General features: G+C 40.8%; 15 protein-coding genes. 9 read left to right on the top strand and 6 right to left on the bottom strand.

From position 1 onward, the window contains the following. The first annotated feature begins 76 nt into the window (after positions 1-76). Entirely contained in the window at positions 77-577 is a 501-nt protein-coding gene (locus FLM54_RS18395; RefSeq protein WP_178957322.1) for a hypothetical protein, read from the top strand. A 189-nt stretch (positions 578-766) separates the two neighbouring features. Here the strand turns inward: FLM54_RS18395 and FLM54_RS18390 are convergent, their stop codons facing one another. The 5 genes from FLM54_RS18390 to FLM54_RS18370 all read right to left on the bottom strand — a co-directional run bounded on the left by FLM54_RS18390 (position 767) and on the right by FLM54_RS18370 (position 4,647). Beyond that, entirely contained in the window at positions 767-1,426 is a 660-nt protein-coding gene (locus FLM54_RS18390) for a DsbA family oxidoreductase (protein WP_178957320.1), read from the bottom strand. Between the two features lie 121 nt (positions 1,427-1,547). Continuing rightward, positions 1,548-2,768: a Xaa-Pro peptidase family protein gene (locus tag FLM54_RS18385; RefSeq protein ID WP_178957318.1), complete on the bottom strand. Its 1,221-nt coding sequence runs from the start codon at positions 2,766-2,768 to the stop codon at positions 1,548-1,550. A 138-nt stretch (positions 2,769-2,906) separates the two neighbouring features. Continuing rightward, entirely contained in the window at positions 2,907-3,515 is a 609-nt protein-coding gene (locus FLM54_RS18380) for a flavin reductase family protein (RefSeq protein WP_178957316.1), read from the bottom strand. 11 nt (positions 3,516-3,526) lie between these two features. Next, complete coding sequence (locus FLM54_RS18375) at positions 3,527-4,252, bottom strand: SDR family NAD(P)-dependent oxidoreductase (RefSeq protein ID WP_178957314.1); 726 nt, start codon at positions 4,250-4,252, stop codon at positions 3,527-3,529. Then, positions 4,249-4,647 (bottom strand): thiol-disulfide oxidoreductase DCC family protein, encoded by a 399-nt coding sequence (locus tag FLM54_RS18370; protein ID WP_178957312.1) that lies wholly within the window; start codon positions 4,645-4,647, stop codon positions 4,249-4,251. Before FLM54_RS18370 ends, FLM54_RS18375 begins: the two co-directional genes overlap by 4 nt. Positions 4,648-4,767: 120 nt before the next feature. Between FLM54_RS18370 and ppc the strand changes: the two genes are divergently transcribed. Both ppc and cdd read left to right on the top strand, forming a co-directional pair. Continuing rightward, complete coding sequence (ppc, locus tag FLM54_RS18365) at positions 4,768-7,413, top strand: phosphoenolpyruvate carboxylase (protein WP_178957310.1); 2,646 nt, start codon at positions 4,768-4,770, stop codon at positions 7,411-7,413. 124 nt (positions 7,414-7,537) lie between these two features. Next, positions 7,538-8,467, top strand: a complete 930-nt coding sequence (gene cdd / locus FLM54_RS18360; protein WP_178957308.1) for a cytidine deaminase — start codon at positions 7,538-7,540, stop codon at positions 8,465-8,467. Here cdd and udp read toward each other — a convergent pair. Next, positions 8,456-9,211, bottom strand: coding sequence for a uridine phosphorylase (udp, locus tag FLM54_RS18355; RefSeq protein WP_138606844.1), 756 nt, complete (start codon positions 9,209-9,211; stop codon positions 8,456-8,458). The two genes, cdd and udp, sit on opposite strands and share 12 nt — an antisense overlap. 422 nt (positions 9,212-9,633) lie before the next feature. Between udp and FLM54_RS18350 the strand changes: the two genes are divergently transcribed. From FLM54_RS18350 to FLM54_RS18325, 6 genes are all read left to right on the top strand, one after another. After that, entirely contained in the window at positions 9,634-10,743 is a 1,110-nt protein-coding gene (locus tag FLM54_RS18350) for an arginase family protein (protein ID WP_178957306.1), read from the top strand. A gap of 98 nt (positions 10,744-10,841) precedes the next feature. Continuing rightward, complete coding sequence (locus FLM54_RS18345) at positions 10,842-11,543, top strand: ABC transporter substrate-binding protein (RefSeq protein ID WP_178957305.1); 702 nt, start codon at positions 10,842-10,844, stop codon at positions 11,541-11,543. 78 nt (positions 11,544-11,621) lie between these two features. Beyond that, entirely contained in the window at positions 11,622-12,911 is a 1,290-nt protein-coding gene (locus FLM54_RS18340) for a hemolysin family protein (protein ID WP_178957303.1), read from the top strand. 212 nt (positions 12,912-13,123) lie between these two features. Next, positions 13,124-14,287 (top strand): efflux RND transporter periplasmic adaptor subunit, encoded by a 1,164-nt coding sequence (locus FLM54_RS18335; RefSeq protein ID WP_178957301.1) that lies wholly within the window; start codon positions 13,124-13,126, stop codon positions 14,285-14,287. Between the two features lie 11 nt (positions 14,288-14,298). Beyond that, positions 14,299-17,430, top strand: a complete 3,132-nt coding sequence (locus tag FLM54_RS18330) for an efflux RND transporter permease subunit (RefSeq protein WP_185981943.1) — start codon at positions 14,299-14,301, stop codon at positions 17,428-17,430. Next, entirely contained in the window at positions 17,430-18,839 is a 1,410-nt protein-coding gene (locus FLM54_RS18325; RefSeq protein ID WP_178957298.1) for an efflux transporter outer membrane subunit, read from the top strand. The genes FLM54_RS18330 and FLM54_RS18325 overlap by 1 nt, the downstream gene beginning before the upstream one ends. The last annotated feature ends 105 nt before the right edge of the window (positions 18,840-18,944 follow it).

The following is an 18,944-nucleotide window of genomic DNA, read 5'->3' as shown; positions in this document are numbered from 1 at the left end:
ATCAAAGGTTTAAATTTAAGTCACTTACACATGTGGGGAACGCTTATAGCATACGAATGAAAGTGAGATTAAATTAATGCTAAAAAGAATGACATTGACTTTTGACCTTAAAAAGCTTTTTCGCCTACACCGCTGGACTTTAGCGGTAGCGGTTTATATCTTTATAGTATGGTTTACTACGCCTGATACTTGGTCTCATGAAGAGACCTATTTTAAAGCAGTAACAATGCGCCAATTATCAATTATTCTCGTACCGGTATTTATTACCTATTTTCTCGTTGATTTTTTTAAAAATAAACCGATTATTGTCGATTTAAATGAGCAGACATTGATTCAAGGTGAAAAAGTTATAGATTTAAGTAAAGCAGACCAAATCACGGTTGTTGAAAAACCCATGATTAAATCAATTGAGATACACTTTTCTAAACATGGTTATTCTTTAGTTAAGATACCTGGGTGGTTTATTGAAGATGTCACGCAGACTAGCTTGAATTTCTATCACTATGCTAAAAATACAGATAAAAAGTTTAGTATATCCAGAAAAAGAACGAGTCCGTTAAAAGGCAGCATTATTTAATTTGCACCATAAGCAGATTTAATTTTGAAGTATTTAACTGTTAGGTATCTATAGAGAGGGCGTTCAAAGTTCAGTGTCAGATTAAATTCTTAAATATTGAGCACCTTGTTTAAACGCTTCTCAAAAAATGCTAACTGAGATAAATAAAGGCTGCGATGTGCAGCCTTTTTTGGTTTTAAACTTTATTTTTTAAGTGTCTTGCTTGGCTTCTTCTTCGCTTATTTGCTTAAGTGCTTGAATAAATGACTCACTCGGCTGCCCACCGGTAAGCGCATACTTATCATTTATAATGAACGTAGGCACTGAAGTAATACCCATTTGCTTAAAGTTATTTTGCTCTTCGCGAACCGCTTGTACGTATTTATCTGAGTGTAAAATATCACGAGCTGTGTCTTTGTTAAGACCGACTTTTTCTACCACATCCAGTAATGCATCTTCTTGATTTAGATATTTCAAATCGGTGAAGTGTGCTTCAAAAAATGCCAATTTCAGCTCAGTTTGCTTGCCCTCTTCACGCGCCCACATTAGCAAGCGGTGTAGATCAAAGCTGTTGATCATGATGCGTTTACCGTCAAAATTAAAGGTAAACCCAGCTCGTTCACCCGCATCCGCCATGTTTTGACGATTTCGCGCGCTTTCTTCTTCGGTTAAACTGTATTTTTGCTGCAAGTGCTCGTTTAAGTCTTGCCCTTCAAGTGGCATATCTGGATTAAGCTCAAAAGGGTGCCATGTAATATCCGCACTCATTTCTTCTTTTAATTCTGCCAATGCGGTCTCTAAGTTCTTGTAACCGATAATACACCACGGGCACATTACATCTGAGACGATATCAATTTTAAAGTTTTTCATAGGGATCCTTGAAGGATTGCTTAGTAATAACAATGGATATTGGGATGAAGTCTACTTTATCAATCATTGGACATAAAAAGAGCAGCCAAGGTGCTGCTCTTTTTATTAAATGATTCATATATTAGCTGTTTAAGCCAAACGGGTCATCAATGCTATGACTCGGTTGAGTAAACCAGCGCGGACCATCATCTGTCATGTAAAAGTGATCTTCTAATCTCACCCCAAACTCATCTGGAATAACTAGCATGGGTTCGTTACTAAAACACATGCCAGTGGCAAGCGGGGTTTTATCACCGCCAACTAAATATGGCCATTCGTGAATGTCTAAACCAATACCATGGCCTGTACGATGTGGGCAACCTGGTGTTTGATACTCAGGTCCTAAATTTTGTGCTGCTAAGTAGCTGCGAGCTGCTTGATCAACCGATTCACAGGTTTCGCCAAGGGCTGCTTGATTGAAAGCTGCTAACTGTGCCGCTTTTTCGAAATCCCAAAACAGGCGTTGTCGGCTGGTTGCTTCACCAAATACATAAGTACGCGTAATATCAGAAAGGTAATCGTGCACTTTACATCCAGTATCGATGAGCACCATGTCGCCTTTTTTCAAAATTTGTGGGTCTTTCACGCCATGTGGGAATGAGGTAGCAAGGCCAAACAATACAATACAGAAATAATTACCTGGGGCACCTACTTTATGATGGGCTTTTTTAATAAATTCTTCGACTTCTACGGTGCTAATTCCTTCATAAAGCATGCTCGCTGTAGCCTGATGAACCGCCAAAGTCATATCCATGGCACATTGCATTAATGCTAATTCATTGGCTGATTTATGCATTCTACAATGCGCAGTGACTGGTTGAGCGTTCACCAGTTTTAACCCTGAACTGGCTTTATTGATACCATCAAAAATAAAAAACTGTGCGCTTTCATCAATACCAACGGTAGCAGCGTCGCTAATATTGAGCTGTTTCAGCACTTTAACTAATAGCTCAAACGGGCTTTCATGCTCTTGCCAGCCGTGTATTGGGCCATCAATAACCTTAAAGCCATTTAAAGAACCAATTTCAAAATGTGGAGCAATGTATTGCACATCACCTACAGCAGGTAAAATAGCGCCAACAAGTCGTTCACTGGCATACCATTTCATTCCGGTGAAATAAGTTAAGTTGGTACCTGCGTTTAAATAAATGGCATCAATGTTGTGCGCTTGCATATAGGCTTGTGCTTTGGCCATACGCGCTAAATACTCATCGGCTTGAATCGGCGTTACTGAGTGAGTCATATTACTTAAACTAGCAAGTGCTTGCTCGGGTGTGTGAGTACCAATACCAACTGTGGTCATATATTTCTCCTACAAAATTTTGCATAGTGTGTAGGTTTAACAGTTTAAATTCAAACTAATTGCGATTAGTGAACAAGGGGCTCAAAAATGGGGGGGGAGTTATCAAGTCGCTTATTTGGAGGACTTGATAACCTCGGGCTATTTTTTTGCATAGGGTAGGCGAGTGAGCTTATTTGCCGTGTGGTAACTATCTAAACCGGTTACTGCAACCGTATCAATGGCTTGTAAATCTAAAAAACCATCGCTTTGGAGTGCTGATTCATCCACATATACATCCATTATTTCACCAATAACCAGTTCGGTGCCATTAACAGCTAAATGTTGATTCTCTACAAATTTTACCGCGTATTTAAGTCGGCTTTGTGCAACAAAGGGAGCGTTAAATTCATTTAAATACTCTGTTTTTAAACCCGTTGCATCGAACTCGGACTCATCTTTAGCGTAACGTGCCGAGGTTTGGTGCGCTTGCTGGTAAATATCGCTATTTACTTGGTTAATAGTATAAACGCCCGTTTCTATAATATTTTCAAATGTATGCCTTGGTACACTGTGTGGGCGCATTATCATGCCTACAAGGGGCGGGTGAGCGCCTAAATGGATGACAGAACTAACAATGGCTAAATTGGTATTGCCCTGTCCATCTTGCGTACCAATCAAGTTTGCACTTTTAAATCCTGACAGTGAATTTATAAAATGCGTGCGTGTGTGTTTTTCAAGTGCGGTTATGCGGTCTTTAGAAAAATGCATGTGTTGATCCCTTACCATTTTATAGTGTTTCCTTGCCAATCTAGGTAGGCAGGTTCGCCATTAAGTTCTAATTGTGAGTTTTCGTAAGTAAATTTAAATAATTGCTGGGCAACAAACTCAGGCGTAAATAGTTTGTCGGCAGGTACATTTTTTTGAAATGGTTTAGACAGCTCAGTATCTGTGGTGCCTGGATGAAATAAAACAAGTTTAGTATTTTTAGCACGACGAGCAAGCTCAATAGCGGCTGTTTTAAATAACATATTAAGTGCTGATTTTGATGCGCGATAGGTGTACCAGCCACCCAGTTTATTGTCGTTAATGCTACCAACACGAGCGCTTAAAGCGGTAATTGTGCAGTGAGTTTTATGGTTAAGTAATGGCATTATGCTTTGTAAGCACAGCAGCGGCACAAGCGTATTAGAATGCAAAAGCTGCATAAAATAATCGCCATTGATATCCTCGAGTTTTTTTTCAGGCATGTGCTGGCTGTTATGTAATTGGCCATTAAATATAACCACCTGAGCGAGCTCAATCTGCTGAGACTTTAGCGATTCTGTAAGCTCGTTAAGACTTTGCGTTGAGTAGTCGCTGTGAAAGTAGGTTATGTTTTTACCGCTGTGATTAATATTCGATGAGCTAACACAAATTATATTAAATTGTGTTGCTTGTTGATTTAAGTGATTAACGTAAGATTGAGCAATGGCGCTACTGGCACCAAATAAAATCACTGTTTTCATTTTTCACCTTTGCTTTTGATATTACATTGACCTGAGTTGCACTGTGCACTAGGCATTAAAAAACGACTAATTTGATGACGGTATTTTGCAAAGAAAGTATAAGCATGATCGGCAAAAAAACGAATGACGGGCAAACGAATAATTTTAAGCCAAGGATATTTGCCAACAGTGCGCCAAGCTTGATAAGTCACATCTAAGCCGTAAATCATCTGCCCATTATCAGTTTGGGCATGCAGTATATTCATAGCGTATTGCTTATTGATTGCGGGAAAACGCGCATTAAAGTCATCAGCATTTAAATCTTCAAGTGTAACTTTATGATCAACATCGGCACGTTTTAAATGCTGCATCTCTGCATTGCAAAGGGGGCAATTACCATCGTAAAAAATGATCATGTCATCGCTTTGTGTTTATTTTACATATGCTTTTTTACGACATGCCGGTGCAAATGGATCTATTAAATAAGTAAACATAATGATATTAATAGGTCTCAAAGAAACAAAGGAGAGCTAAAAATGAGTGAACAATATGCCGCCTTGCGAGGTAATGTAAATTTACTTGGGCAATTATTAGGACAAACTATAAAAGATGCTCAAGGACAAGATATTTTAGATAAAGTAGAAGAGATTCGGGCTTTATCAAAATCATCTCGCAGTGGCAATGAAGCTGATCGTAAAGCGCTTATAAATGTACTACATGCGCTTAGTGATGAAGAGCTTTTACCGGTTGCCCGTTCATTTAATCATTTTTTAAACTTAGCAAATGTTGCAGAGCAGTTTCATACCGTATCACGTTTTAATGATGTTGGTTTTTGCCAACTAAACCCTCTCACTCAAACATTAAAAACGTTAGCAGCAAAGGCCGAACAAGGTCAGCTTAATCATAATCATTTAGCTGATACCCTCTCAAAACTCCACATAAACTTAGTACTAACAGCACACCCAACCGAGGTGACTCGCCGTACCATTATTAATAAACATGTTGAACTTAGCGATTGTTTAGCATCGCTTGAGCGTACCGACAATCTTGCGCAAGAACGCGAAGCAATATTAAACCGTATTGCGCAGTTAATTAGCCAAGCATGGCATACGGACGATATTCGTCGTTCACGCCCAAGCCCTGTAGATGAGGCTAAATGGGGCTACGCAGTCATTGAAAACAGTTTATGGGAAGCTGTGCCACGTTTTCTACGTGAGTTTAGCCAGCATGTAAAACAGCATTTAAGCTTAGAGTTGCCAGCAGATTACAGCCCGATAGAATTTACTTCTTGGATGGGGGGAGACCGTGATGGTAACCCATTTGTAACCGCCGAAGTAACTAAGCAAGTGCTCGACCATGGCCGTTGGATGGCACTGGATTTATACCAGCGTGATTTAGAAACGCTCTGTGCTGAACTTTCTATGTCGGATGCAAGCGATGAGCTTATTAAGCTGGCTGGACAAGAGTTTGAACCGTACCGTGCCGTTTTAAAGGATGTTAAAAACCAAGTTGCAGAAACGGTAATGCATTTAAGCGCTAAAATTAAAAATAAGCGCACTGAATCACAAGATTTAATCACCGATATTAATCAAATTAAGTACCCTATTGAAGTGTGTTATCGCTCTTTATTACAGTGCAATATGCATGTGGTGGCCGATGGCTTGCTACTGGATATGATCCACCGAGTAAATAGCTTTGGCCTGCGTTTAGCAAAACTAGACGTGCGCCAAGATTCGTCAAGACACGGTGATGTATTTTCTGAGCTAACTCGTTACTTAGGTATTGGCGACTACAACCAATGGCAAGAGCAAGATAAGCAGGCTTTTTTACTTGCTGAGCTTAACTCTCGTCGTCCACTTATTCCAAAGCATTGGCAACCTAGTCCTGATGTACAAGAAGTACTCGACACCTTTGATGTTATTGCACAGCAAGATGCAAAAACCTTTGGGTTATATATTATTTCTATGGCCCGAACCGCTTCTGATATCTTAGCGGTGCAGTTATTACTTAAAGAGTCAGGCTGCAGTTTTGAACTGCCCGTTGCGCCATTATTCGAGACCTTAGATGATTTAAACGATGGCCATAATGTTATTACTACACTTTTAAATAATGAGTGGTACCGAGGTCATATTAAAAATACTCAAAATGTGATGATTGGTTATTCAGACTCAGCCAAAGATGCCGGTATGATGGCTGCTGGCTGGGCACAATATGAGGCAATGGACAAGTTAGTGCAACTGGCGGATGAACGCGGTATTGAGCTGGTTTTATTTCATGGTCGTGGTGGAACGGTTGGTCGAGGCGGTGCGCCTGCAGCGCAAGCCTTGCATTCGCAGCCACCGGGTTCACTCAAAGGGGGCCTGAGGGTGACAGAGCAAGGCGAAATGATCCGCTTTAAATTTGGCTTACCCAATGTGGCATTGCAAAGCTTAAACATATACGCGGGGGCAGTGCTGCAAAGTAACTTATTACCACCGCCAGAGCCCAAAGATGAGTGGCGCGAAGTCATGGCATTAATCAGTGATGTATCGTGTGAGCACTATCGCAATGTGGTACGCCACGATGAAAACTTTGTACCTTACTTTAGAATGGCAACACCAGAATTGGAGCTATCTAAATTGCCATTAGGCTCAAGGCCTGCTAAACGTAATCCGAATGGTGGAGTGGAGAGCTTACGTGCCATTCCGTGGATATTTGCGTGGAGTCAGAACCGTTTAATGCTGCCTGCATGGTTAGGTGCACTAAGCGGGCTTAAAGCGGCGCTTGAAAAATATGGCATTGAAACCTTAAGTGAAATGAGTTTGCAGTGGCCGTTCTTTAGAGCGCGTTTAGAAATGCTAGAAATGGTATTTAGTAAAGCGGATAGCTGGCTAAGTGAGCACTACGACAATGCGCTGGTGGAAGACATGTACAAGCCTTTAGGTGCTGCCTTACGTGAGGAATTAGCAGAGGCGATAACCTTAGTGCAATCATTAAGCCCACAAAAAAGTCTATTAGCCGACCAGCCTTGGATCAAAGAGTCTATTGGGCTTAGAAATCCGTACACCGATCCCCTTAATGTGTTACAGGTTGAATTATTACGTCGCTCTCGTGGCGATGATAAAGGTAATGAAAGCGATATAGATAATGCCTTAATGATCACCATGACGGGGATTGCAGCGGGTATGCGAAATACAGGTTAATTTTTATTTTAATAAAACAAAAAAAGGGAACACGCGACGTGTTCCCTTTTTTTACGTTGAATAGGCTGGTATTTAGTTTGCCAACCTTTTACACTACTTAGCCATTGAACAAATAAAAACTATTATGGCTTCAGCAACTTTTAAAGTGCAACATAATACAGCACTTAGCAATTCACACATCTCATTAAATGTAGCGCAAACGCAAGCACTACGTAGTCAATTAAAAACTCAACGCGGTATTTTACATTCAAGCGATATTAAAGCGCTTTGCACCGAACTTAATGTCAGCGAAGATACTTTATTGCAAGGTTTAGTGCCGTTGGCTTCTGAGTTTTCGGTTGCACCTATTTCCAAGTTTCATGTCGGCGCAATTGTAAAAGGGCTCGACTCACAAGGACATACTACTTTTTACTTTGGTGCCAATGCTGAGTTTGATCATCAAGCACTTAGTTTAGTGGTGCATGGTGAGCAATCAGCAATTAATAATGCGTGGTTAAATGGCGCTAAGAAAGTGCTAAAAATAGCCATTAGTGATGCTCCATGTGGGTATTGCCGTCAGTTTATGAATGAACTGGCGGATGCCAGAGAGCTTGATATTTTACTGCCAGCACAAAATTTTAAATTAGCAGAGCTGTTACCGCATTCATTTGGGCCAACAGATTTAGGCAATGAGCACAGCTTATTTAACCCAGTAGAGCAAACTAAGCGCTTTGAAGAGACAAAGCTTGATGACAAGCTGCTGAGTTTTGCTTTGGCGGCTTATGTTCCATACAGTCAAAATTATAGTGCGGTAAAAATAAGCACCTTTGAAAATGGTGACTTTTATGGCAGTTATGCTGAAAATGCAGCGTATAGCCCAAGTTTATCGCCACTGCAAAGCGCAGTGAGTCAGCTATTTTTAGCAGGATTAAGCTTTGATGAGCAAATAGTAAAATCAATTACTTTGTTAGAAACTACTGGTCACGAAAACCAATCAGGGGTAGCAAAAGCCGTGTTAGCAAGCTTTACTGGCTTGCCAACACTTGAGGTTATTAGCGCAACATTAACCAAGTAATACTTTAGCGGCTTCAAGTACCACGGCAACAGATTTTTTCTCAATCTCGCCGTGGTCCACGTTAGGTATTTCTTGACGTGTTCTATTTACTAATACACCAGCAACACAAGCAGCTTGTAAACCAAGCGCGGCACACATGGTAAATAAAGTGGCCGATTCCATTTCGTAGTTCATTACGCCCAATTTTTGCCATTCTTCACAGCTACCTTGTAGTGACTTAGGTACGTAGCCAGAGTGTGTATCGTAGCGCTCTTGACCTGGGTAGAAGGTGTCGCTCGAAGCGGTTATACCAATATGGAAATCGATATTAAGGTTTTCACAGGCTTTTACCATGGCTTGAGTGGCAAAAAAATCAGATACGGCAGGGTAGCATAGCGGGGCAAAATGTTGACTCGCACCATCTAAGCGAACCGAAGCTTGGCTAATTAGAATATCGCCTTCATTAATGTGCGGTTGAATAGCCCCTGTTGTGCCAATGCGAAGAAAGCTTCGTACGCCAAGTTGTGCTAGTTCTTCAACGGCAATTGACGTTGAAGGGCCGCCGATACCAGTCGAACATATTACTACAGAGTGACCGTTTAATTGGCCTAAATAAATGTGAAACTCACGTGTTTGAGCAAGGCAGGTAGGATTATCTAAGAACTGTGAAATACGTGCTGCACGATCTGGATCGCCTGGAACTATAGCCAGTTTTGCACCTTTTAAGTCATCAATACACAGTCCTAAGTGAAATACCTTTTCCATAACTAAGCCTTTTTAATAAAAATTGTTGTCAATTTACCATGATTACGAGAAATGAAAATTAAGTACAGGACGGATGTCCGTATTGACTTAATTTGATTTATTCACCAACTCTGAATATTCAATCAATGACTAAAATTACGAACAAAATGAGCCAGTTGACTTGTTTGCTCAGACACTATATTCATACCTCATAGCAAACCAATAGCTAGGCTAAAGAGCCGATGGCTGTATTTTAAATTGTTTATATTCATTGGGTTAGTAAGGAAGCTTAGTTTTTATTTACCACTAACCTAAGCGAGCAAAATAAAGTTCACTGTAATTTTTAGCACACTATGCGAATAATCTGGAATTAATTCAGCGTGTGATGTTTTGCATAACTACTCAATAATAGACAAGATATTCAGATTGAAAAAGGGTTTACAATGAGCACACAATTTCAAACATTTAAAAATAAAGTTGAGCACTGTTTATGTGCGCCCGGCGACGGTGTTTTTACAGTCAATACGGCTAAAGAACGCAAAGCAGCGCTAAGAAACAAATTATATGGGCAAACTGAAAATGTCGATGTTTTATGGCGTGACTCACTTAACGAGCTGCCTAATTCACCACACAAAGCAGTAATGTTAGGCATTAGCTCTGATTGCGGTGGTGGAATTTTACGTGGCGCTAATTGGGGGCCTTTATTTTTACGCTCAGCACTGATAGATCAACAAACACAATGTCGTTCGTTTGATTTAGGTGATGTACGCGTAATACCGCATTTATTACATGATAAGTACTTAAATGAGGCCACTATTACCAACTGCCAAAAAGCGCTGTACGGTAATGACAATAACGATCATTATGTGAGCCCATTGTCAATTACTGAAGATGTGTGTGACAGCTTTTATGCGACATTCCAAGACAAAGGTATTTTTGGTATTGGTGGCGACCACTCAATTAGCTACCCGTTAACAAAAGCGTACTTAAAAGCCAAACGTGAGCAAGGTAAACGCACGGCAATTATTCATTTCGATGCTCACACCGACTTACTCGTAGAGCGTTTAGGCATCGACTTATGTTTTGGCTCTTGGTGTACACATATTTTAGAATTTTTACCAGCGCCGCATCATTTAATCCAATTTGGTATTCGCTCAAGTGGCAAACCTAAATCACATTGGGAAAGTACTTTTGGCGTTAAACAACACTGGGCTGCTGAAATTATAGAGCGTGGTGCAGCTGCGGTTGCTGCAGATGCGATTGCGCAATTAAAAGCAGACAAGGTTGATGAAGTGTATGTGAGCTTTGATATTGATGCCCTCGATGCAGAATTTGCATCAGCAACAGGCACGCCTGAAGAAAATGGGTTAACGCCACAGCACGCGCTTGATATTTTGTCAGCGATTGCAGATGAGTTCCCTATAACGGGGGCTGATATGATGGAAATAGCTCCGTTTACTGACAGCTCTTTAGTGGGCCAATCAAGCTCTGAGACAACTCTGAGAGAAGGCGCTAAAATTTCGGCGTTTTTAATTAATGCAATGAATCGCTAATTTCAAAAGCTAAAAATTGGCTATTTGCAAATAACCCGCTATATTTAGTTGGCTTTTATTAAAAAAGTGACGTCTTAAATCTAATAGAGCGGGTTATTGTGATTAAATGGTGTTTTGTATTATTACTCATTGTAAGCCAACACTGTGCTGCTAAACTCACTGTTGTAACAGAGAATTTTGCACCTGCGCAGTATCTTGATGCTAACAACAATTTAGTTGGTGATGCTGCCGATATAGTTCGACTAGTGCTTGATAGTGCGGGGATTGATTATTCAATTTCAGTTCACGATTGGAGTATGACTTATAATATTGCATTGAGGGATCCCGAAACCTGTATTTTCTCAATTTCACGCTCACCTGAGCGTGAGAGTCGTTTTGTTTGGTTTGCTAAACTTGCCCAATTCGACACAAACTTTTATTCTCTTAAAAGCAAAGGCATTGTTTTAACAAGTCTTGAGCAGGCAAAACAATACAGAATTGCAGTGTTAAAAGATAACTATAGCCATCATTATTTACTCTCCCAAGGCTTTAAAGAAAACGAAAACTTAATGCTGTTTAATAGTTTTGATAACATTTTTAAAATAATTAAAGCACGAAGTTCAAGCATTGATTTGGTTGTTATACCTGCGCAGAGAATAAGCCACGAACAATCACACTTATTAAGTGAACTTCAACTCGAATCATTAATGCCTATTAACGCCAACCAAGCCCCCTTATATTTTGCGTGTAACAAAAACCTACCGAATAAATTACAGCAGCAACTTAGCACTGCCTTTGCCTTGTATGAGTCACAACTTTAAATATCAATTGCCCTGTTTATAAAAGCGGCTATAATCCAGCTGCTTTTGCTAATAAAAGCGATTATTTTGGAGTTATAAATGGGTGATTTAATCGGGATTGCATTATTAATCTTGATGAGTGCGTTATTTGCGATGTCAGAAATTTCGATTGCCGCTTCACGCAAAATAAAATTAAGGGTTATGGCCGACGAAGGAAATGTGCAAGCGCTGGCGGTTTTAAAACTGCAAGAGCAGCCAGGGGCTTTTTTTGCCATGATCCAAATTACGCTTAATGCGATTGCCATATTAGGTGGGATTGTTGGTGAGCAGGCATTATCGCCTTACGTGCAAGAAATACTGCAGTTATTTTATCAGGGGCCGTTACTTGGCCAAATTAGCTTTTTACTGTCGTTTTTAATTATTACCTCATTGTTCATATTATTTGCTGATTTGCTTCCAAAGCGTTTAGCAATGATTTTACCTGAGGCTGTTGCTGTGCGTGTAGTTACAATTATGCGTTGGGTCACTTTCGCGCTCACACCGCTGGTATTATTTTTTAACGGCTTAACCAATATAGTATTACGAGTATTCAAAGTACCGAGTGAGCGTGAGGATATAGTTACTACTGAAGATATTGTTGCCATGATGGATGCGGGTGCCGAGTATGGCAGCCTTCAACAGCAGGAATATGACTTAATTGGTAATGTATTTGATTTAGAAGCGCGCTTTTTATCAAGCGTGATGTCGCCACGAGAGCAAATAGTTTACTTTGATATTGATGAGTCGAGTGAAGATATAGCCAATAAAATTATAGAGCATCCACATAATCACTTTTTAGTGTGTAAAGGCAACCTTGATAAATTAATTGGCTCGGTTGAGTCAAAAGATATTTTACGCCAAGTGCTTAAAGGTGAGGCGGCAAATATTAATGCGGATATGCTTGATAAAGATATTTTTTATTTACCAGAAACACTGAGCTTATCTGAGTCGCTAAATGCGTTTAAAACTGCCGTTCATCCTTTTGCTGTGGTGGTCAATGAATATGCGCTAGTGGTTGGGATAGTGACAGTTAAAGATTTAATGAAAGGCTTTATGGGTGATTTAATCACGCATCAAAGTGAGGAGTTAATCATTGAACGCGACGCTAATTCTTGGTTGGTCGATGGTTTAACACCTATTGTTGAATTAGCTAAGGTATTAGAAATTGATGAATTCCCTGAGCAAAACCATTATGAAACGGTTGCCGGGTATTTAATTTATACCATGAAGCATATTCCCAAACGTGCAGAATTCATTGTATTTTCAGGCTTTAAATTTGAAGTAGTGGATGTAGAAGGTATTCGTATTGAGCAGTTACTCGTTTCTAGGATGAATCCTGATAGCGAATAATAGCCGCTAAAATTAAATTATTGATTAACGGCAGCCAATGCATTGGCTGCCTTTTTTATGGGTGTTAATGATATAGCAAAACTATTGTTTGAGTTTATTTGGTGACAACTATAGTCAATTGTAAAAATGTGTAAATGTTACTCAGTGGCTATTTTTAATTGTTGTACTATAGTTTAGAATGATCGTTCATTCTAAACTAAAAGGTATTTAACATGCAGCGCTCCCGCATCGCTTTTTTTGTATTTTCAGCCCTCGTTGGTTCTGTTGCTTTAAGTGGCTGCGATCAGGTAGCTGAGCAACCCAGTGCTTCTGCCCCTGCAGCGACTCCTGTTGGTGTTGTCACATTAAAAAGCCAAGCAATAACACTTAAAAAAGAATTACCAGGGCGTGTAAGTGCGTTTCAAATTGCTGAAATTCGTCCTCAGGTAAGTGGAATTGTGCAATCACGCTTATTTGAAGAAGGCACTCAGGTTGAAAAAGATCAAGCGCTTTACCAAATCAACCCTGATATTTTTGAAGCAGAATTAGCCGCCAGTAAAGCGGCGGTTGCTCGCGCAGAAGCGAGTATTGCTAGCAGTAAATCTAAAGCGTCTCGTTATAAAGAATTATTAGCAATTAAAGCCGTAAGCCAGCAAGATTTTGACGAAGCTGATGCTGCTTCTAAGCAAGCCTCTGCAGAATTATTAACGGCACAAGCGCAGTTAAAAAGTGCGCAAATTAACCTTGATTATAGCCATGTTTCTTCGCCAATTAGCGGCCAGATTAGTAAATCAAGCGTGACGGTCGGCGCATTAGTTAGCGCAGGCCAAACAAGCGCACTGGCAACGGTTACGCAACTTGACCCCATTTATGTGGATTTAACCCAATCAAGTAATGAGCTAACTAAACTCAAAAGAGCGCTAGCATCAGGTGCTTTAGGTGTCGACTCTACAACACAAACCGATGTAGAACTAATAATGGAGGATGGCTCAGTATATCCTCATAAAGGTACATTACAGTTCTCAGAAGTGACCGTTGATCCAAGTACTGGCTCGGTGACTCTGCGTGCTAAATTTCCAAACCCTGAAAAGCTACTACTGCCGGGAATGTATGTACGTGCTGAAGTCGTTGAAGGTGTTAAGTCAGACGCAATATTAGCCCCACAACGTGGTGTGAGCCGTAATACTAAAGGTGATCCTACAGCTATGGTTGTTAGCAAAAACAACACAGTTGAAAGCCGTGTATTAAAAGTAGAGCGAACTTTAGGCGCTAATTGGTTGGTGAGCGAAGGCTTAGCCGATGGCGACCAATTGATTGTGGAAGGGCTACAGAAGATTCGCCCAGGTGCACCTGTTACGGCAACTGCTGTGCAGTCTTCTGCAAATAATAGCCAATAACGGAGAGTTTTATGTCACGATTTTTTATCGATAGGCCTATTTTTGCTTGGGTATTGGCGATTGTGGTTATGCTTGCGGGTATTATTGCCGTTAAAAGCCTACCTGTTGCTCAGTATCCGTCTATTGCGCCGCCAGCGATTACCATTACGGCTAACTACCCAGGTGCATCTGCACGTACATTAGAAGACTCGGTAACTCAGGTTATTGAGCAAAAAATGAAAGGGTTAGATGGCTTGTTATACATGTCATCAACCTCACAGTCCAGCGGATCAGCAACGCTGACATTAACATTTGATGCCGAGACCGATCCAGACATTGCCCAAGTTCAAGTACAAAATAAATTAGCGACCGCTACGCCATTATTGCCTGAAGAAGTTCAGCGCCAAGGTGTAGTAGTGGCAAAATCATCATCAAGCTTTTTGTTGGTTGTTGGTTTTGTGTCGCAAGATGGCAGTATGACTAATATTGATATTGGAGACTATGTATCGTCAAACGTGCAAGACATTGTGTCGCGTGTAGATGGTGTAGGTGAAGTGGAGCTGTTTGGCTCTCAATATGCAATGCGTATTTGGCTCGATCCGGCTAAATTACAAAACTATAAGCTAACCCCCAGCGATGTATCGGCAGCAATTAAAGCACAAAATGCACAGGTGTCAGCAGGGCAACTCGGTGGTATGCCGTCACTTGCTGGGCAGCAGCTTAATGCAACTGTTACTGCGCAAAGTCGATTACAAACACCAGAGCAGTTCAGAGATATTTTAGTAAAAACTAACAGCGATGGGTCGGTTGTTCGCTTACAAGATGTTGCCGAAGTTGAACTTGGCGGTGAAAGCTACGGTGTGGTTGCTCGTTTTAATGGTAAACCAGCATCGGGACTCGGCGTAAAGTTAGCCAGTGGCGCTAATGCACTTGATACCGCGCAAGGAGTAAAGGATGCACTTGAAGAGCTTAAGCCTTTTTTCCCACAGCGGCTTGAAGCGGTTGTGCCTTATGACACAACTCCCTTTGTTGCACTTTCAATTGAAAAAGTAGTACATACTTTAATAGAAGCCGTAGTACTAGTGTTTGTTGTTATGTACTTATTTTTACAAAACTTTAGAGCAACTATTATCCCAACAATTGCTGTACCTGTGGTGCTTTTAGGTACATTTGGCGTTCTATTTACCTTTGGGTATTCAATTAATACGCTCACTATGTTTGCCATGGTACTGGCCATTGGTCTGTTGGTCGATGACGCGATAGTGGTAGTTGAAAACGTAGAACGTTTAATGACAGAAGAAAAGCTCTCTGCGGTCGAAGCAACGCGAAAGTCTATGGATGAAATTAAGGGCGCGCTTGTGGGTATTGCCATGGTGCTGTCGGCGGTATTTATTCCTATGGCATTTTTTAGTGGCTCTACAGGGGTTATTTATCGTCAGTTTTCTATAACGCTGGTAACAGCAATGGGGTTGTCGGTATTAGTGGCGCTTATTTTAACACCTGCATTGTGTGCTACGTTATTAAAACCGAGTCATGTGCATACTGATGGTACCTTTATTGGTCGTTTTTTCTCAGGCTTCAACCGTGGTTTTGATAAAACTAATAGAGGTGCACAAAGCTTTGTTGGGCGAATGATCAAGCACTCTAAACGTTATTTGCTTAGTTATGTTTTGATTGTCGGTGGTATGGTCACTATTTTTTCAAGCTTACCCACTGCGTTTTTACCGGACGAAGACCAAGGTATTCTGTTTAGCCAAGTTATGCTGCCAGCAGGTTCTACAACAGAGCAAACGCTTGAAGTGGTTAAAAAAGTAGAAAACCATTATTTAGAAGAACAATCTGAAGCTGTTGCCTCAATTTTCACGGTTACCGGTTTTAGTTTTGCAGGCTCAGGACAAAACTCAGCCATTGGTTTTGTGAGCTTAAAGCACTGGGATGAGCGCCAACGTGACGATTTATCAGTGGGAGCGGTTGCAGGAAAAGGCATGGGCTATTTTTCAACGATAAAAGAGGCGTTTGTGTTTGCATTCCCACCTCCGGCTATTATTGAACTTGGCACTGCGAATGGTTTTAATATGTTTTTACAAGACCGAGTTGGTTTAGGACACGATGAGCTATTAAAAGCGCGTAATCAGTTATTGGGTATGGCAAGTCAAAGCCCAATTCTGGCAGGTGTTCGTCCTAATGGCCAAGAAGATATGCCTGAATTACAACTGGATATTGACCTTGCAAAAGCTGAAGCTCTTGGTTTATCACAAGGTGATATTAACAGTACACTTTCGACTGCTTGGGGTAGTAGTTATGTTAATGATTTTATCGACCGTGGCCGCGTTAAAAAGGTATATTTGCAAAGTAAGGCTGATGCGCGCATGGTACCTGAGGATCTAAATAAGTGGTATGTACGAAATAAAAACGGAGACATGGTGCCATTCTCAGCGTTTGCTAGTTCGTATTGGTCTTATGGCTCACCTCGTTTAGAGCGCTATAATGGTTTTTCAGCTATGGAAATTCAAGGTAGTGCTGCGCCAGGTTACAGTACAGGTGAAGCTATGGATGAAATGGAGCGCTTAGTAAAGCAATTACCTAATGGTATTGCCTCTGAATGGACTGCTATTTCATACCAAGAACGTTCAAGTGGTGGTCAAGCGCCGCTTCTTTATGGCCTTTCACTATTATTTGTATTTTTGTGTTTAGCAGCACTTTATGAAAGTTGGTCTATCCCATTTGCAGTAATGATGATTGTACCTCTGGGTATATTGGGGGCTGTTATGGCTGCTTTTTTAGGTAATTTATCAAATGATATTTACCTACAAGTTGGTTTATTAACCACCATAGGGCTTGCCTCTAAAAATGCGATATTAATTGTTGAATTTGCAAATCATAAAATGGATGAAGGCCTGAGCTTAGTTGATTCAGCCATTGCAGCCGTACGACTTCGTTTACGCCCTATTTTAATGACCTCAATGGCATTCATCTGTGGTGTACTACCGCTTGCAATAGCCTCCAGTGCAGGCTCTGGTGCACAAAACGCCTTAGGTATCTCAATCATTGGTGGAACACTAGCAGCTTCATCATTGGTGGTGATTTTTGTACCCTTATTTTTTGTTTTAGTGCGTAGACTGTTTTCAGGAAAAGCTAAAACTACCTCGCAGGAGGAAGCATAATGAGTGTAAGAACAATCAGTTTTAGTGCTTTAACTTTAGCCATTTTATCTGGATGTCAGTTAGCTCCTCAGCAAGAAACGCTTAATTTACCTGTCCCTGATGCGTATGCATCAGAGGCAGGCAAAGGGCAAGTTTCATCATTAAAATGGCAGCAGTTTTTTAATGATGAAAAGCTCAAAGCACTGATATCACAAAGCCTTGAGCACAATAAAGACCTGCAAATAGCAGCGCTTAATGTAGAGCGAGTACGTGGTTTATATCAAATTCAAGACTCGGCTCTGTATCCGTCACTTGATTTAAACGCGACGGGAAGTCGTCAGCGTTTACCTGCTGATTTATCAGCCAGCAGTCAGCCTCAAATTAGCTCCCAATACAGCGCAACTGTGGGTATGACCGCTTATGAGTTAGATTTATGGGGCAAAGTGCGTAATCAATCAGAGCAAGCACTTCAAACGCTTTACTCTACGCAGCTTAGTGAGTACAGCATGCAGGTGTCGTTGATTTCTGAACTGGCAAATGCGTGGCTTAATTATGCGACCGATCAGCAATTACTTGCTTTGGCTCAAGAGACATTGTCATCGCAGCAAGCGTCTTTATCTTTAACGCAAAAAAGCGTTGATTTAGGTGCTGCCTCTGAAATTACGCTAGAGCAATTAAAAAGTACCGTAGCTACTGCAAAGGTTGATATTGCAACGTATAAGCGTTTATTAAAACGTGATAAAAATGCGCTTGATTTATTAGTAGGTAAACCGGTGAGTCAGGACTTACTACCGACTAAAGAGTTGAACAAATTACTTGATTTACCCGCTGTTCCTGTCGGCCTTCCATCTGATCTACTAACACAGCGTCCTGATATAAAAGCGGCTGAGCACCAATTATTTGCTGCAAATGCCAATATAGGTATTGCGCGTGCGGCGTTTTACCCAAGTATTAGTTTAACAGCCAATGCAGGGAGTGCATCACGTGATTTAAGTAATTTATTTGATGCAGGGGCAGGTACATGGAGCTTTATACCGTCGGTAAATTTACCTATTTTTAGTATGGGACGTAACCAAGCTAATTTAGATGTCGCTAATGCAGAGCAACAAGTTGCTGTAGCAACGTATCAGCAAAAAATTCAACAAGCGTTTCGCGAAGTTGCTGATGTGCTTGCTGATAGAGAAGGTTTCAATGCGCAATTAAATGCGCTTGAGCAGCTACTACAAAGCCGAAAAATAACCTATGACCTATCACAGGCGCGATACGATAAAGGGGTCGATAGCTTTTTGCAAGTGCTCGACGCTCAGCGAACATGGTATAGCGCAAAGCAACAACTGATCACCGGTCAACAAGCGCTGCTTGCAAGTCAAATTAACTTGTACAAAGCTGTTGGCGGTGGTTGGGAAGTAACTACTCCTCAAAATAACTAATATGCATAAAACCAATTAGTTATGGCAGATTTATCCGTAGTAAAGTAATACTGTTTAACGCTTATCTCTTTATTGTTTAGGGATAAACGTTAAACATTTCGAGTC

This window comes from Pseudoalteromonas sp. Scap25, assembly GCF_013394125.1.
In the GTDB taxonomy this organism is placed as follows: Bacteria; Pseudomonadota; Gammaproteobacteria; order Enterobacterales; family Alteromonadaceae; genus Pseudoalteromonas.
This window is presented reverse-complemented; position numbering and strand designations above follow the sequence as displayed.

Bases quoted from the DNA above. Each gene is read 5' to 3' on its own strand.
- FLM54_RS18395 (WP_178957322.1), top strand. From the start codon at position 77: ATGCTAAAAAGAATGACATTGACTTTTGACCTTAAAAAGCTTTTTCGC.
- FLM54_RS18390 (WP_178957320.1), bottom strand. From the start codon at position 1,426: ATGAAAAACTTTAAAATTGATATCGTCTCAGATGTAATGTGCCCGTGG.
- FLM54_RS18385 (WP_178957318.1), bottom strand. From the start codon at position 2,768: ATGACCACAGTTGGTATTGGTACTCACACACCCGAGCAAGCACTTGCT.
- FLM54_RS18380 (WP_178957316.1), bottom strand. From the start codon at position 3,515: ATGCATTTTTCTAAAGACCGCATAACCGCACTTGAAAAACACACACGC.
- FLM54_RS18375 (WP_178957314.1), bottom strand. From the start codon at position 4,252: ATGAAAACAGTGATTTTATTTGGTGCCAGTAGCGCCATTGCTCAATCT.
- FLM54_RS18370 (WP_178957312.1), bottom strand. From the start codon at position 4,647: ATGATCATTTTTTACGATGGTAATTGCCCCCTTTGCAATGCAGAGATG.
- ppc (WP_178957310.1), top strand. From the start codon at position 4,768: ATGAGTGAACAATATGCCGCCTTGCGAGGTAATGTAAATTTACTTGGG.
- cdd (WP_178957308.1), top strand. From the start codon at position 7,538: ATGGCTTCAGCAACTTTTAAAGTGCAACATAATACAGCACTTAGCAAT.
- udp (WP_138606844.1), bottom strand. From the start codon at position 9,211: ATGGAAAAGGTATTTCACTTAGGACTGTGTATTGATGACTTAAAAGGT.
- FLM54_RS18350 (WP_178957306.1), top strand. From the start codon at position 9,634: ATGAGCACACAATTTCAAACATTTAAAAATAAAGTTGAGCACTGTTTA.
- FLM54_RS18340 (WP_178957303.1), top strand. From the start codon at position 11,622: ATGGGTGATTTAATCGGGATTGCATTATTAATCTTGATGAGTGCGTTA.
- FLM54_RS18335 (WP_178957301.1), top strand. From the start codon at position 13,124: ATGCAGCGCTCCCGCATCGCTTTTTTTGTATTTTCAGCCCTCGTTGGT.
- FLM54_RS18330 (WP_185981943.1), top strand. From the start codon at position 14,299: ATGTCACGATTTTTTATCGATAGGCCTATTTTTGCTTGGGTATTGGCG.
- FLM54_RS18325 (WP_178957298.1), top strand. From the start codon at position 17,430: ATGAGTGTAAGAACAATCAGTTTTAGTGCTTTAACTTTAGCCATTTTA.